13 protein-coding genes are annotated in these 15,617 nt (G+C 68.2%); 1 reads left to right on the forward strand and 12 read right to left on the reverse strand.

Going from position 1 to position 15,617, the window contains the following annotated elements; translation table 11 throughout:
* Positions 1-3: 3 nt before the first annotated feature.
* The 12 genes from ACLARN_RS05120 to ACLARN_RS05175 all read right to left on the reverse strand — a co-directional run bounded on the left by ACLARN_RS05120 (position 4) and on the right by ACLARN_RS05175 (position 11,491).
* The gene (locus ACLARN_RS05120) at positions 4-663 is read right to left on the reverse strand and encodes a hypothetical protein (RefSeq protein ID WP_409490118.1); all 660 of its coding nucleotides are present in this window, start codon (positions 661-663) and stop codon (positions 4-6) included.
* 62 nt (positions 664-725) lie between these two features.
* Positions 726-1,322, reverse strand: coding sequence for a hypothetical protein (locus ACLARN_RS05125; RefSeq protein WP_409490119.1), 597 nt, complete (start codon positions 1,320-1,322; stop codon positions 726-728).
* Positions 1,319-1,822 (reverse strand): hypothetical protein, encoded by a 504-nt coding sequence (locus ACLARN_RS05130; RefSeq protein WP_409490120.1) that lies wholly within the window; start codon positions 1,820-1,822, stop codon positions 1,319-1,321. Before ACLARN_RS05130 ends, ACLARN_RS05125 begins: the two co-directional genes overlap by 4 nt.
* Entirely contained in the window at positions 1,807-3,000 is a 1,194-nt protein-coding gene (locus ACLARN_RS05135) for an MCE family protein (protein ID WP_409490121.1), read from the reverse strand. Before ACLARN_RS05135 ends, ACLARN_RS05130 begins: the two co-directional genes overlap by 16 nt.
* Complete coding sequence (locus ACLARN_RS05140; RefSeq protein ID WP_409490122.1) at positions 3,000-4,055, reverse strand: MCE family protein; 1,056 nt, start codon at positions 4,053-4,055, stop codon at positions 3,000-3,002. The genes ACLARN_RS05135 and ACLARN_RS05140 overlap by 1 nt, the downstream gene beginning before the upstream one ends.
* Positions 4,055-5,047, reverse strand: coding sequence for an MCE family protein (locus ACLARN_RS05145; protein WP_409490123.1), 993 nt, complete (start codon positions 5,045-5,047; stop codon positions 4,055-4,057). Before ACLARN_RS05145 ends, ACLARN_RS05140 begins: the two co-directional genes overlap by 1 nt.
* Positions 5,044-6,033 carry an MCE family protein gene (locus ACLARN_RS05150; RefSeq protein ID WP_409490124.1) on the reverse strand — a complete coding sequence of 330 codons (990 nt, stop codon included), beginning with the start codon at positions 6,031-6,033 and terminating at the stop codon, positions 5,044-5,046. Before ACLARN_RS05150 ends, ACLARN_RS05145 begins: the two co-directional genes overlap by 4 nt.
* The gene (locus ACLARN_RS05155; protein ID WP_409490125.1) at positions 6,030-7,031 is read right to left on the reverse strand and encodes an MCE family protein; all 1,002 of its coding nucleotides are present in this window, start codon (positions 7,029-7,031) and stop codon (positions 6,030-6,032) included. Before ACLARN_RS05155 ends, ACLARN_RS05150 begins: the two co-directional genes overlap by 4 nt.
* A complete protein-coding gene (locus tag ACLARN_RS05160) occupies positions 7,028-8,287 on the reverse strand; it encodes an MCE family protein (protein ID WP_409490126.1) in 1,260 nt (419 codons plus the stop codon). The genes ACLARN_RS05155 and ACLARN_RS05160 overlap by 4 nt, the downstream gene beginning before the upstream one ends.
* Entirely contained in the window at positions 8,284-9,135 is an 852-nt protein-coding gene (locus ACLARN_RS05165) for an MlaE family ABC transporter permease (protein WP_409490127.1), read from the reverse strand. Before ACLARN_RS05165 ends, ACLARN_RS05160 begins: the two co-directional genes overlap by 4 nt.
* The gene (locus ACLARN_RS05170) at positions 9,135-9,929 is read right to left on the reverse strand and encodes an MlaE family ABC transporter permease (protein ID WP_076155564.1); all 795 of its coding nucleotides are present in this window, start codon (positions 9,927-9,929) and stop codon (positions 9,135-9,137) included. The genes ACLARN_RS05165 and ACLARN_RS05170 overlap by 1 nt, the downstream gene beginning before the upstream one ends.
* Positions 9,930-10,495: 566 nt before the next feature.
* Entirely contained in the window at positions 10,496-11,491 is a 996-nt protein-coding gene (locus ACLARN_RS05175) for an LLM class flavin-dependent oxidoreductase (RefSeq protein ID WP_409490128.1), read from the reverse strand.
* Between the two features lie 196 nt (positions 11,492-11,687).
* Here ACLARN_RS05175 and ACLARN_RS05180 point away from each other — a divergent pair, with 196 nt between their 5' ends.
* The gene (locus tag ACLARN_RS05180) at positions 11,688-15,482 is read left to right on the forward strand and encodes a helix-turn-helix domain-containing protein (protein WP_409490373.1); all 3,795 of its coding nucleotides are present in this window, start codon (positions 11,688-11,690) and stop codon (positions 15,480-15,482) included.
* Positions 15,483-15,617 lie beyond the last annotated feature (135 nt).

The following is a 15,617-nucleotide window of genomic DNA, read 5'->3' on the forward strand; positions in this document are numbered from 1 at the left end:
GCGTCAGGACAGGTTCGACTTCATGTTCAGGTTGATCGTGTTACCCGGACCGGAGATCAACGCACCCAGCGCGAGGTCGTTGATGAAGCAGTCCTTGAACTCGGGGATGGTGAACACACCCGACGACGGGATCGTCTCGGCGAACAGGTCCACGTTCTTCGACACCAGGGTCAGGTCGAGCGGGGTGACCGTCTTGCAGGCCTTCGGCGCCGTCGGGAGCGGGATGACCGGCCAGAACAGGCCGACCACGATGTTGTCGATCAGCATGTTCGCCTGAGAATGGGTGGTCAGATCGCCGTTGGCGAGTGTGCCGGTGACCGGGCCGGTCGGCTCGATCCGCACCCTGGCCTTGATCTTGAAGACGCCCGAGACCAGCGAGATGTTCGCGGTCGAGGGCGGCAGGGACAGGTCGCCTCTGATCCCGACGTTGTCACCGTCGATGACGAGGGCACCGTTGAGCTGACCGGGGCCGAGGTCGAGGGAGCCGCCGGTCTTCTTGACCACGGTCTTCCCGGTGACGGTGTAGGACACCGGGATCTCCACCGGGTCGTCCGCGAGGGCCGGGGTGGCGGCGAGGCTGCCCGCCACGGCGATCGCGGAGGTGAGGGCGACGACCGTGCCGAGACGGCGACGGGCGGTTTTCGGGCGCGTTCGACCGAACATGGGTTTCTCCTTGTTTTCTCTCCTGTTTTATAACGCGGACGAAAGGGGGAATGCCCGGTTTGTCACCGGGGGATGAGGTCGGTGATGACCCAGCTGTCGCCTTCGCGTTCGGCAGTGACCGAAAGCTGAGCGGCGGCCGTTGTCGAAGAATTGTTGTCGGCCCGGGTGGCCGCTTGATCGAGAAATACCAGCAGTCGCGCTTTACCGCCGTCGAGTTCTTGGACGGCGGATGAGGAGACGCGGGTGGTGAGGACGAGTTTCTGCGCCGGAGCCTTTTCCCTGACTTGGGCGAACAACAGGTTGTACGACTCCAGCGCCTTACCTCTCAGCGCCGAAGCGGCCGCCTTTTCGGTGACGTCGGTCCGGTCGTAGGAATAGGAGAAGACCTTGTTGAGCGCCACCGTCACCGCGGAGTTGACCTCGGCCGTCGCGCCGACGTCGGTGAGTGCGGTGTTGGCCGCCGACGGCGCCGCCGAGATCGACCTAGCCTCCAGTGTGAACCAGGCTCCCGCCGCCACCAGCACGGCGGCCGCGACCAGCAGGATCAGGGGCAACTTCGGCCGCCGGGACGGCTTCTCGGTGACTTCGTCGGCGACGACTTCGGGCTCGGTCTCGGGCTCGGTGACGGCGTCCGCGTCGGTATCGGCCGTGGCGGTCATCGCGCACCCACCGGGAGCTGGTCGAGCGCGCTGAGCTTCCAGCCTTCGCCGGTCCGGGTCAGCCCGGCGGCGAACCGGTTGCGTTTCGTCGTCGGCGCCGCGCCTTCCCTCGCCATCGTGATCTCCACCGAGGCCAGCATCTTGGCCGTTCCCGCGTGGTCGTCCAGTTCGCTGATCGCCGCGTCGAGCACCTTGCCCGTCGAGACCGTCGCGTTCTTGGTCAGCGTCTGTTTCGTCGCGTCGTCGGTCTTGCCGAGCTGATCGCGCAGCGGGCCGGTCGACGCGGCGAGCCAGTCGGCGATGCCCTGGTCGATCCGGTGGTGGTCGAGACTGGTCAGCCGGGCGACGAGTTCACGTCCGGTCTTCAGCGCTTCGTCACGCGAGGTCCCGTAGGCCACGGCCTCGGAGCTCGTCGCGGTGAACCAGGTGTACCCGGCCCATCCCGCGAACGCGCAGGCCGCGGCGAGCGCGGCGATCGCGATCTTCAGTTGCGCAGCCACAACATCTCCTCGAGGCTGGTGGACGTCGGCTGGCCGTCGGCGCCGAACCCGCCGGGGACGGCGGCGGGCGGGACGCCGCCCTTCGGCGCGTTCTGCGAACCGCGGACCGAACTCGGGTTGCCCTTTTCGAGCGTGCACGCGGCACCGGTGTTGAACGGCAGGGCCGAGAGGTCTCGGCTGTCACGGATCTTCGTGGCCTCGTAACCCTTGGTGCACGGCATCGGGTCGAAGAAGGTCAGGACCAGCTCGATCTTCCCGGACTCGTCGTCGACCGACGCGTCGACCGCCGACACCGCCTTCGGGGTGTTGATCAGCAGCTGCCGCAGGCCGTCGGTGCGTGCGGAGAACACCTGCGAGGTGGTGAGCAGGTTCGCCAGCAGGATCGGCAGCCCCGGTTCGTTGTCCCGCAGCAGCCCGGAGATCTGGGTCGCCGCGTCGGGCGCGGTCGCGATCAGGGTGCGGAGGTCACCGTCCGAACGGGACAGCTGTTCGGCGAACTGCTTGGCGTTGTGGCTGAACTGCCGCCACGCCTGTGACGAGTCGACCTGGGTCTTCAGCACGGTCGAGCCGTCGGTGAGCAGTTTCTCGGTCTGCGGCAGGTGGTTCGCGGCCTGCTTGGTGAAGTCGGTGGTGGAATCGAGCAGTACCTGGAGGTTCGCGCCGGAACCACGCAGGGCGTTGTCGAGTTCGTCGACAACGGTCCGCAGATCCTCGGTCGGCACGGACGCGGTCAGCGAGTCCAGGTCGGTCAGCAGATGCTGCACCGGCAGCGGAACGCTCGTCGCCTCCCGCGGGATGACCGAACCTTCGGCGAGGAACGGGCCGTCGCCGGTCCGCGGCTGCAAGTCGACGAACTGCTCGCCGACCGCGGACCGGTTCGCCACGACCGCCCGCGAGTTCGCGGGGATCGGCGGCGCGTCGTCGTCGATCAGCAGATCCGCTTCCATGCCACCGGCGGTGAGCCGCAGTTCGCCGACCCGGCCGACGGCGACGCCGCGGTAGGTCACCTCGCCGTTGGTGAACAGGCCGCCGCCGTCGGTCAGCGCGAGCTTCACGGTGTACCCGCTCGCCCCGAAAAGACGGTCGAGCCCCGCGTAGTTGGCCCCGACGAACGCCGTCGTGGCCAACGCGATGACGACGAACGCGATCACCTGGATCCGGATACGGGCGGTGAGCATCAGCTACCTCCGGCGGACGGCAGCGGCAAGGTCGGGAGATCCGGCGGGACGCCTTCGCCCGGCGGAGGGAGTTCGACGCCCGGTGCGGGGATCATCGAGGCGTAGACGTTCAGGTAGTCACCCTTGATCCCGTCCAGCACGGCGTCGGTGAAGGGGAACGTCGGCAGGATCTCCAGCGACTGCGGCAGGCTCTGGCCGGCGTCGGCCAGCCGCTTGAGGATCGGCGCGAGCGCGGTCAGATCGGCGACGAGGTCGTCCCGGCTCTTCTTGATCACGTCGACGCCGACGCCGGAGAGCTGGTCGAGCGCTTGCAGCATCGAGACCAGCTGGGTGCGCTGGTCGGAAAGGCTCTTGAGACCGGGGGTGAGGTCGGTGAGCGCGCCTTCGACCTGCTTCTTCCGGTTGGCCAGCGTCGTCGAGAGCTGGTTGAGCCCGTCGAGCGCCGAAGTGAGGTCGGAGCGGTGCGTGTCCAGGTTGGACACCAGTTGCTCCACAGTGGACAGGAATGAGCGGATCTCCTCTTCGTTGCCGTCCATCACCTTCGACAGTTCGCGGTTGATGGTTTGCAGCTGGCCGATGCCGCCGCCGTTGAGCAGCAGGGACAGCGCGCCGAAGATCTCCTCGAACTCGGGGTTGCGGTTCGTGCTCGCGACGGGGATGGTCGCGCCGTCGCCCAGCCTGCCTTCGGCCTTCGCCGCGCTCGGCGCGAGTTCGATGAACTTCTCGCCGAGCAGGCTGGATTGCCGCAGCCGTGCGATCGCGTTGGCGGGCAGGAGGACGTCGCCGTTGACCACCAAGACGGTTTCGGCCGTCCAGCCGTCTTCGCCGAGCTGGATCGTCTCGACGCGGCCGACCGGGACGTCGCCCACCTTGACCGCGGCCTGCGGCACCAGGTCGAGGACGTCGGCGAACTGCACGGTCACCCGGTACGGATGGTCGCCGATGTCCGCGCCGCCGGGAAGCGGCAGGTCGTAGACGCCCTTGAAGTCGCCGGAGCAGCCGGTGAGCGCGACGCAGCAGGCGGCGAGCACGGCGATGGCGCGTTTCCCGGTCATCAGCGCCCCCCGACGTAGGTGTCACCGGCGGGAGGCAGCGGGAGAGGGGCGTATTCGTGCAGGTTGCCGCGGCTCTGGAGTTTCCCGGTCTTCGGGTCGACGGCTTCGAGCACGTTCGTCACCGCCAGCGGGATCGTGTCGAGGGTTTCGGCCAGTGCGGCGCGTTTGTCGACCAGTGTCCCGGTGGTCGCCGCGAGCTTGTCCACATTGGACTTGATCAGTGCGCGGTTGTCGCGGATGAACTTCTGGATCTCGGCCAGCGCGCCGCCGAGACCGTTGAGGGCCCGGGCGAGTTCGTCCTTGTTCTGCGCGAGGGTGCCGGTGACCGAGGCGAGCTGCTTGTTGACCTCGCTGACGTTCCGGTCGTTGGTCGCCAGCATCGAGGTGAACCGCTGTAGTTCGTCGACGGTGGCGAACAGGCTCTCCGAGTTCCCGGACAGGGTCCTGGCGAGGTCGGCGAAATTGCGCACCGATTCGTTGAACGGCTTGCCGTTGCCTTGCAGGTTCTTCGCGCCGGTGCGCAGCAGTTCCGAGAGCGCGCCGTCGGCGTTCGCCCCCTTCGGGCCGAGTGCCTTGGCGAGGGTGTCGAGGCTGGAGTAGAGCTGGTCGAGTTCCACCGGCGTGCCGGTGCGTTCGACGGGGATCACCGCGCCGTCGTCCAGCCGGTTCCCGGAGCGGGTGAGCTTGGTGAACTGGACGTACCGGTCGGCCACCACACTCGGCGCCACGACCAGGACGTTGGTATCGACGGCGATCGGCGTCGCACCGTCGACGGTCAGCACGACCTTGACCTGTTCGCCTTCCGGGGCCACCGATTCGACCTGGCCGACCCGGACGCCGAGCACTCGCACGTCCGATCCACTGTAGACACCGACGGCACGCGAGAAGTACACGGTGACGCGGTCGAGCCCGCTGCCGGAGAAGATCCACCAGAGACCGCCGACGACGGCCAGCGCCAGCACGAGTGCCAGGGTGACGAATCTGCTGGTCATCGGCCACCTCCCGGCATCTTCGGGGTGCACGGGTCCCGGTTCTCCGGGACGAGACCGCACAGGTAGCTGTCCACCCAGCGGCCGTTGCCGAGCGAGTTGTTCACCACGCGGAAGTACGGCGCGGCGAGGTCGAGGCTCTTGGCGAGATTGTCGTTCTGCCGCTGAAGGATGTCGGTCACCTCTCCGAGCTGGCTGAGCGCGCCGCCGAGCTGGTCCTTGTTGTCCTTCACCAGGCCCGAAAGCTGGGTGGCGAGGTCTTGCGCGCCGGTGAGCAGGTCGTGGATCGCCTGCCGCCGGTTGTCCAGTTCGGTCAGCAGGAGGTTGCCGTCCGAGAGGAGTTTCGCGAAGTCGTCGTTCGAGTCCGCGAGTGTGCTGGTGAGGCCGTGGGCGTTCGACAGCAGGCTGGCGAGTTCGTTGTCCCTGGTGGACACGGTCTTCGACAGCGACGTCAGCCCTTCCAGTGCCTTCCGGATGTGCTCTGGCGAGTTCTTGAACGTGTCGCTGAGCGTGGTGAAGCTCTCCGCGAGCTGCTCGGTGTCGATCGCGCCCGCGGTGTCGGCCAGCCCGTTGAACGCCTCGGTGACGTCGTAGGGCGTCACGGTCCGGGTGCGCGGGATGACCTGCTTCGGGTTCTGCACCGTCTCGCCGGTCGGGCGCAGCGAGAGGAACTTCCGGCCCAGCAGGGTCTTGATCTTGATCTCGGCGGCGGTCTTGTCGCCGACCCACGCGTCCTTGACCCGGAAGCTGACCAGCACATGGTCTTCGGCCAGCGCGACGTCGCTCACCTCGCCGACCTTGATCCCGGCGATGCGGACTTCGTCGTCCTCCTGCAACCCGGCCGCTTCGGAGAACTCGGCCTGGTAGGTGGTTCCGGAGCCGATGATCGGGAGGTCCTGGTAGTTGAGCGTCGCGGCCAGCAGCCCGGCCGCGACGACGCTGCCGACGAGACCGATGACGATCGGGTTCCGTTCCTTGAAGGGTTTCACGACGTGCACCTCTCCGCCGTCGCCGGTACCCCGCGGGGAGGGGTGCTCTGGAGGACGGCCGAGCACAGGTAGAAGTTCATCCACGATCCGTAGGAGCTGATCCGCCCCAGTTCGTTCAGTTTCCGCGGGAGGACGGTGAGGGACTGCTCGACGTCCGCCTTGCCCTTCACGAGCTGTCCGGAGAGCAGGCCGAGACCTTCGATGCTGTCCTTGAGCGGCTTCCTGCCCTGTTCGAGCAGACCGGCCGTCGCGGTGGTGAGGTCCGCGATCCCCGAGATCGATTCCCCGATCTGGGTGCGGTCTCCGGCGAGGCCGGACACCAGTTCCCGCAACGTGGAGACCAAAGTGGACAGTGCGTCGCCCTTGCCGTTGATGGTCTTCAGCACCGTGTCCAGATTCGTGATCACGTCGCCGATCACCTTGTCGCGCCCGGCGAGGGTGGTGGTCAGCGAACCCGTGTGCGCCAGCAGGCTTTCCACCGTGCCGCCTTCGCCTTGCAGCACCTGGACGATCTCGCCGGAGAGCTGGTTGACGTCCTTGGGGGACAACGCCTGGAACAGCGGTTTGAAGCCGTTGAACAGTTCCGTGAGGTCGAGCGCGGGAGTCGTGCGCTCCAGCGGGATCTCCGCTCCGGGCTCGAGGAGTTCCGTGGTTCCCTTGCCGCGTTCGAGTGCGATGTAGCGCTGGCCGACCATGTTGCGGTACTTGATCACCGCGTTCACGTCGGCGGGCAGCCTGCGCTGGGAGTCGAGGGTGAACTTGATCCGGGCCAGGCTGTGGTCGGCGATCTCGAGTTCCTCGATCTGGCCGACCCGCACCCCGGAGATCCGGACGTCGTCGCCGACGTTCAGCGAAGTCGCGTCGAGGAATTTGGCGCTGTAGGTCTTGGTGTCGCCGAGGCCGGTGTTCGTGATGGACACCGCCAGCAGCACCGTGGCCAGCGTCGTGACGACGACGAAGATCAGCCCCTTGATCAGGGGGCTCACGAAGTTCCTCATCGGAGGGTCACCTCCGTGCCCCGGTAGAGCGGGCCGACGAGCACGCTGCCCCAGGCGGGGACCTGGTTGGCCGGGACACCCGCCGACGGCGCGACCAGGGTGGAGATCAGTTCCCTTTCCTGCGGTGAGTTCGCCAAGCCGAGGTCACCTTCCGTACCGGGCACCGAATCGCTGCCGACGGCCGCGATTCCCTGGCTCATCAGGCCGTTCGACGGATAGCAGCGCGGTTCACCGGTGGCGTTGTAGACCGGGTCGTCCTTGCCTGGCACGTACTTTCCGCGAGGCTGGGTGACGGTGATCTCCGCGTGCAGGCCGGGTTCGTCGGTGCCCTTGCCCAATACCTTGTCCATCTGCGGCTTCAGTTTGGCGAGCGCGTCGAGAGTGCAGGCGAAACTCGGGGAGTACTTCGCCCCGATTTCCAGCGGTGCCCGGCTGTCGGCGGCGAGCGCGATCATGTTGGCGCGGTTGTTGACGAGGAACGTGGTGACGTGCTGGGAAGACGACGTCACCTGCTGGTACACCGTCGCCAGTTCCGCGCGCTTCTCCTTGACGGTGTCGAGGGTGACCGCGGAGGCGCTCAACGCGTCGAGGAGATCCGGTGCGATGTCGCCGTACAGTTTGGAAACCGTGGCCAGGTCGCGGATGTTGTCGTTCAGCGCAGGGAGGTTCGGGTTGAACTTCTCGAGATAGTCCGCCGCGGTGGCCAGGGTGTCGCCGATCTGGTCGCCGCGGCCTTCCAACGCGGTGGCGACCGTGGTCAACGTGGTGGCGAGTTTCTGCGGCTGCACCGCCTTGAGCAGCGGCAACAGGTTGTCGAAGACCCGCTCGAGTTCGATCGCGTTGGCCGAGCGGTCCTGCGTGATCACATCGCCCGAGCTCAAGGGTGCGGCCGCCACTCCGTCCGGAATGGACAGTTGCACGTACCGTTCGCCGAACAGGGTCTTCGGCACGAGCAGCGCGGACACGTTCTTCGGCAGCTGCGAGACCTTGCCGGGCTCCATGGCGAGGTCGATCTCCGCGCCCGCCGTCGTCGCGCGGACGTCGCGGATCTCGCCGACCACCACGCCACGCGCCTTGACCTGCCCGCCGACGCGCAACTGATTGCCCACCCGGTCCGCCTGAAGCGTCACCGGGACCGACTCGACGAAATCCTTCTGATAGATCTTGATCGACAGCAGCACGAGGGCGGACATCACCACCAGGAACAACACCCCGGCCGTCCTGACCCCGGCTTTGCGCAGCCCGCGCCGGCTCATCCGGCCACCTGCACCGTCGTGGTCGCGCCCCAGATCGCGAGGCTGAGGAAGAAGTCCAGCACGCTGACCGCCACGATCGCGGTCCGCACCCCACGGCCGACCGCCACGCCGACCCCCGCGGGGCCGCCGCTCGCGCGGAAGCCGTAGTAGCAATGGGCGAGCACGATCACGACACTGAACACCAGCACCTTGCCGAACGACCAGAGCACGTCGCCGGGTGGCAGGAACAGCAGGAAGTAGTGGTCGTAGGTGCCCGCGGACTGGCCGTAGAACCAGACGGTGATCTGCCGCGACGCGAGATACGAGGTCAGCAGGCCGATCGCGTACAACGGGATGACCGCGAGGAAGCCCGCGATGATCCGGGTCGTCACCAGGTACGGGACGCTGGGGATGCCCATCACTTCGAGCGCGTCGATCTCCTCGGAGATCCGCATCGCGCCCAGTTGCGCGGTGAACCCGCAGCCGACGGTCGCCGACAGGGCCAGGCCCGCGACGAGCGGCGCGATCTCACGCGTGTTGAAGTACGCCGAGACGAACCCGGCGAACGCCGACGTGCCGACCTGGTTGAGCGCCGAGTACCCCTGGAGCCCGACGACCGTGCCGGTGAACACGGTCATCCCGATCATCACGCCGATCGTGCCGCCGATGACCGCGAGCGCGCCGCTGCCGAAGCTCACTTCGGCCAGCAGGCGGGTGATCTCGCGGAGGTAGCGGTGCACCGCGCGCGGCACCCAGGCGAGCGCCTTGAGGAAGAAGAGGATCTGGTCGCCGAGCGTGTCCAGGAAACCGAACCGGCGGTCCACGGCCTCGCGGACCCGCGCCGCGCGGGTGGGTGTCGTCGTGGTCATCAGCTGCCCTTCGCCGGGACGAGCTGCAGGTAAAGCGTCGTCAGCACGAGGTTCAACAGGAACAGGAGCAGGAACGTGATCACCACGGATTGGTTCACCGCGTCACCGACGCCTTTCGGGCCACCTTTGGGATTGAGCCCGCGATAAGACGCGACGATCGCCGCGACGAAACCGAAGATGACCGCCTTGATCTCGCTGATCCAGAGGTCAGGCAGTTGTGCGAGAGCGGAGAAACTCGCCAGATATGCACCCGGTGTCCCGTTCTGCATGATGACGTTGAAAAAATAACCGCCGAGGACGCCGACCACGCTGACCATTCCATTGAGGAATGCCGACACCCCCATCGCGGCGAGCACCCTCGGCACGATCAGGCGCTGGATCGGGGAGACCCCGAGCACCTCCATCGCGTCGATCTCCTCGCGGATCGTGCGGGACCCGAGGTCCGCGCACATCGCCGACCCGCCGGCGCCCGCGATCAGCAGCGCCGTCACGATCGGGCTGGCCTGCTGGATGATCGCCAGCACACTGGCCGCGCCGGTGAAGGACTGCGCGCCGATCTGCGCGGTCAGCGAGCCGATGTGCAGCGCGATCACCGCGCCGAACGGGATCGCGACCAGCGCCGTCGGCAGGATCGACACACTCGCGATGAACCAGAACTGCTGGATCAGCTCGCGGGCCTGGAACGGCCGCCGGAAAGTCAGGCGGACGACGTCGAGGCCGAGTGAGTAGAGCCTGCCGGTCTCCCGGAGCGCACCCGCGCCGGGAAATGAGGGTGCGTTAGTCCGGACGCCCACGCCGACCCTCCAGTTTTCCGGGCACGGCGAATAAACCCCAGGTTGAGCTATTCCTTTGCTCCGAATGGTGGAGCGGAATCGTTGAAATGGGTCAACGGGGTGTTACCGTGCTGTTTGCTACTGGTCGGTACGCTAATCACGTGCCTGCCTGGTGACAAGAACTTCGGTGTGATCAAGACGTCACGTCCTGGTAACCGGTGAATTCTTGTTCCTTTGTGACAAAGGCGGGTGGGGACCTTGTCGGTTCTTTCGTGTTCGGCGGGCTGGGTCGCTGGGGTGGGTGAGTCAGTACTCTTCTGGAGGATCGAGCGCCGCTTGAGTCCGTGGAGGCCGTGAAGGCCTCCTTCCCTACTTTGAGGGTAGGGAAGGAGGCCTTCACTACTTCGCGACCCGGCGTGGCAGCACGAGTGGGCGGGCTCCCCGGTGGGCGAGGCCATCCTGAGGCTCGGTCGCCGCCGCACCCCAAGCGCGTGAAGGCCCCCTTCCCTCGGCTCAGCCGAGGGAAGGGGGCCTTCACGCGGAACTCTCCAGGCGCAGGCAGGCAGGCAGGCCGCCGCAGGCAGGCGTCAGCGCGCCAGGTCGGACACCAGTTCGTACGAACGCACCCGGTCCGCCTGGTCGTGCACCATGGTCGTGATCATCAGCTCGTTCGCGTCCGTGTCGGTCAGCAGCGTCTCGAGTCCCTTGTGGACGGTCTCGGGCGACCCGATGATGCTGCTCGAAGCCCGGTCCTCGATGAACACGCGCTCGATGTCGGTGTACGGGTAGGCCGCGGCTTCCTCCGGTGTCGGCAGCGGGATCGGGCGGCCCTTGCGCAGGCTGAGGAACGCACACCCGCTCGGTGCGGCCAGGTACTGGGCCCGCTCGTCGGTTTCGGCGGCCACCACGGACACGCCGAGCATCACGTACGGCTCGTCGAGGACGTCCGAGGGTTTGAACGAGTCACGGTAGAGCGCGACGGCGGGAAGGGTGTTCTCGGCGCTGAAGTGGTGCGCGAACGAGAACGGCAGGCCCAGTTCGCCCGCCATCCGCGCGCTGAAGCCGCTCGATCCGAGCAGCCACACCGGCGGCTTGTTGCCCTCGGCGGTCACGGCGTTGACCGCGCGCTGGTCGGAGTGCTCGAAGTAGGCCAGCAGCTCCGCGAACTGCTGTGGGAAGTTCTCGGCGGTGAGCCCACCGGGGCCGCGCAGCGCCAGCGCGGTCCGCTGGTCGGTGCCGGGGGCGCGGCCGATGCCGAGGTCGATCCGGCCGGGGTGGAACGCCTCCAGGGTGCCGAACTGTTCGGCCACCACCAGCGGCGCGTGGTTCGGCAGCATGACCCCGCCGGAGCCGACCCGGATGCGTTCGGTGGCCGCCGCGACCTGGCCGATCATGACGGCGGTCGCGGAACTCGCGATGCCGGGCATGTTGTGGTGCTCGGCGAGCCAGTACCGGTGATAGCCGAGTTCTTCGGTCCGGCGGGCGAGGTCGAGCGTGTTGCGCAGCGAATCGCCCACACCGCCCCCGGCCACGACGGGCGAGAGGTCGAGCACGGACAGCGGGATGTCAGGCAAAGAGGTCACGCACCGGTACAACGCGGCGGGTACCCGATCCCTTCCCGTGACTTCGGGCACCCTGTCGGGCGATCGAAATTAACCGACGTGATATGCCCGGTACTCGGCGGACTTCATCCCTTTTCACGGTACGGTTGCCCCCGAATGCGACCGTGGGAAAACCACTGAAAAGAAAGGATTGAGGGTGCCGCGTCCGGAGCGACCTTTGGACCCCGGGGACGATCCGTTGCTGGAGTTCGCCGCCGATCTCCGGCGCCTGCGGGAGAAAGCCGGAAACCCGACGTACCGCGAGCTGGGCAGGCGCGCCCACTACTCCGCGGGCACCCTGTCCGAAGCCGCCGGCGGGAAGAAGATGCCCAGCTTGGCGGTGGCCTTGGCCTACGTCCGGGCGTGCGACGGGCCCGAGGCGGAGTGGGAGGCCCGATGGCACGACGTGACCGAGCGGACGCGCGCCGGAGTCAGCGATTCACCGCTTGTCCCGTTGAATGGGGAATCGGCCCCTTATATCGGCTTGACCGCATTCGGACCGGATGACGCTGGCCGATTCTTCGGGCGCGAACGACTAGTCGGGAAACTCGTCACCAGGCTTTCGGGGCAGCGATTTCTCGCCGTTCTGGGAGCGTCCGGTTCCGGTAAGTCGTCTTTGCTCCGAGCGGGCCTGATGCCCGCCGTCGGCGAAGAGTCCGTCACCTTGCTGATGACCCCCGGTTCCCGGCCGTTGCAGGAGTGCGCCGTCCAGTTCGGCGCCGCGCTCGGGCTCGCGCCCGGCGGGCTGCTCGCCGAATTCACCGAGCACCCGCGCAACCTCGGCCTCGCCGCCCGTCAGCTGGTCACCGACCGCGAGGGCGACGTCATGCTGGTCGTCGACCAGTTCGAAGAGGTCTTCACGCTCTGCCAGGACGCCGGCGAGCGGGCGGCCTTCCTGTCCGCGCTGATCACCGCGACGACCGAGCCGGAAAGCCGGACCCGGGTCGTCCTCGGCATCCGCACCGACTTCTACACGCACTGCGCACGGCATCCGGAGCTGGTCGAGGCCATGCAGGACGCGCAGATCCTCGTCGGCCCGATGAGCACCGAGGAACTGCGGCAGGCCATCTCGCGGCCGGCGATCGACGCCGGGTACCGCGTCGAGAACGCGCTGGTCTCCCGGCTCGTCGCCGACGCGACCGGGCAGCCCGGTGTGCTGCCGCTGCTCTCGCACGCGCTGCTGGAGACCTGGCGACGCCGCCACGGCAACACCCTCACCCTCACCGGCTACGAGTCCACCGGCGGGATCGAACGGTCGGTCGCGCAGACCTCCGAGCACACCTTCACCGCGCTGAGCGAACGTCAGCAGCGGCTCGCGAACCAGATCTTCCTGCGGATGACCGCGCTCGGCGAAGGCACCGAGGACACCAAACGCCGCATCACCCGCGACGAGGTCGACGCCGACGATCCGGACGTCGCCGTCGTGCTGGACAGGCTGGCGTCGTCACGGCTGGTCACTCTCGACGACAACGGCATCGAGATCGCGCACGAGGCGCTGATCCGTGGCTGGCCGCGTCTGCGCGAGTGGCTCGCCGAGGACCGTGAGGGCCTGCGTGTGCACCGCCAGCTCACCGAGGCGACCGACGCGTGGGAATCGGTCGGCCACGACGACGGCTGGCTCCACCGCGGCGCGCGGCTGGCCATCGCCGTGGAGTGGGCGGGGCAGCACGACAGCGCGCTCTCCCAGCGTGAACGCCGGTTCCTCGACGCGAGCGTGGCCATCGAGAACCACGAGCAGGCCATCGCGCGGCGCCGCACCCGGCGGCTGCGCCAGCTGGTCGCGCTGCTGGCCGTGCTGCTGGTGCTGGCGACGGCCGCGATGGTGTACGCCGTCCGTGCCGAGCAGACCGCGACCAGCCAGCGCAACAGCGCGCTCGCGCAGAAGGTCGCCGGGCAGGCCATCGAGATGCGGGCGACGAACCCGGCGCTGGCCGCGCAGCTCGCGCTGGCGGCGTATCGCATCGATCCGGGGGCGGAGACCCGCAGCAGTGTGCTCGGGATGTTCGAGTCGCCGTATTCGACCCGTCTCTCCGGGCACGCGAACCGGGTCAACTCGACCGCCCTGCGCGGCGACGGCCAGCTGCTGGTGACCGGGAGCTGGGACCAGACGGCCAAGCTGTGGGACGTCAAGGACCCCCATCGGCCGACCGAACTGGCCACGCTGTCCGGGCACGCGGCCAACGTCAACTCGGTGGCGTTCAGCGCCGACGGCGGCGCGGTCGCGACGGCGGGCTGGGACGACACCGCACGCCTGTGGAACGTCGCCGATCCGGCGAGACCCGGGCCAGGTGTGCTGGTCGGGGCGCACCCGAGCCGGGTCAACGCGGTGGCGTTCAGCCCGAAGGCGGCGGTGCTCGCCACCGCGGACGGCCAGGGCACGGTGCGGCTGTTCGACGTCCGCGATCTCGCGAAGCCGGCGCTCGTGGCCACCCTCACCGGGCACACCGGCAACGTCAGCGGCCTGGCCTATGCCCCCGACGGGCGGACGCTCGTCTCGACCGGCGCCGACAAGACCGCGCGGCTGTGGGACGTCGCCGACCCGCTCAAGACCAAGCCGCTCGGCGTGGCGACCGGGCACACCGGCCTCGTCCACGCCGCGGCGTTCAGCCCGGACGGCCGCACGCTGGCCACCGCGAGCGCGGACCAGACCGCGCGCCTGTGGAACATCGCCGACCCGCTGGCGCCGTCGCCGCTGGGGACGATGGCCGCGCACAAGACCATCGTGCGGTCCGTGGCGTTCAGCCCCGACGGGACGATGCTGGTCTCGACCGGTTTCGACCGTAACGCGCGGCTGTGGGACGTCACCGATCCGAAGGCCCCACGCGAGAAACCCTTGCTCACCGGGCACACCGCGGCGGTGGTCTGGGCGGTGTTCTCCCGTGACGGCCGCACGCTGGTGACCGCGAGCGACGACCAGACGGTGCGGCTGTGGGATCTGCCGGGGCCCGCGATCAGCGGCCCGGCGAGGTCGGCGTGCCGGGCGGTGTTCAGCTCCGACGGGAAACTGCTGGCCACCGGCAGCCAGGACGGCGTGGTCCGGCTGGTCGACGTCGCCGATACCCGGAACCCGCGCGAGCTGAGCAAGGTCACGGGTTTCGGGAAGGGCGTCTGCGGTCTCGCGTTCAGCCCGGACGGCCGGGCACTCGCGGCGGGCTCGTGGGACCACACCATGCGGCTGATCGACGTCAGCGATCCACGCAAGCCGGTCGACACCGGCGTCTTCACCAGACCGGAGGAAGAGGTCGACCCGGTCGCGTTCAGCCCGGACGGCCGGACGCTCGCGACCGCGGGCAGCGGGCACACGGTGAAGCTGTGGGACGTGGCCGACCTGCGGCGTCCCGTCGAACTCGCGACCCTCACCGGGCACGGCGACGACGTCCATTCGATCGCGTTCGGCCCGGACGGCCGCACCCTGCTGACCGGCGGCTGGGACCACACCGCGAGGCTGTGGGACATCTCCCTGGCGAAGGCGCCGAAGCAGCTTTCGGTACTGGAGGGACACTCCGACACGGTGTTCTCGGTGGCCTACAGCCCGGACGGCAAGTTCGCCGCCACCGGCAGCGCCGACCGCACCGCGCGGCTGTGGGACGTGACGAACCCGGCGGCTCCTCGCGAGGCCGCGATCCTCACCGGGCACACCGACAACGTCATCTCGGTGACGTTCAGCGGGGACGGGAAGACCTTCGCGACCGGCAGCTACGACCGGTCCGTGCGACTATGGGATGTCGCCGATCCGGGAGTGGTCCGCGAAACGGCGACCCTGACCGACGATGTCGACCGCGTCAACGCGGTGGCGTTCGCTCCCGACGGGCACACTCTCGCGGGCTCCGTCGCGGACGGCAGCGTGCGGTTGTGGGAAACCAGCCCCGAACGGGCTGCCGAACGCATCTGCGCGACCGTCCATCCGCGGATCAGGGCGGTCGAGTGGGAACAACACCTGCCGGGGCTCGATTACCGGCCTCCGTGCCCCTGACCACGGCCGAATCGTTGTTCGGCGTTGTTGTTCGGCGGAAACGCCGTGACACCGAACAACGATTAGGCGCTAGAAATACCCCTGGACGTGCGATGCGTCCCGACGTCGTTCACTCACCGGGGGTCTGAAGGGCTC

Source organism: Amycolatopsis sp. cmx-11-12, from assembly GCF_046269425.1.
Classification (GTDB): Bacteria; Actinomycetota; Actinomycetes; order Mycobacteriales; family Pseudonocardiaceae; genus Amycolatopsis.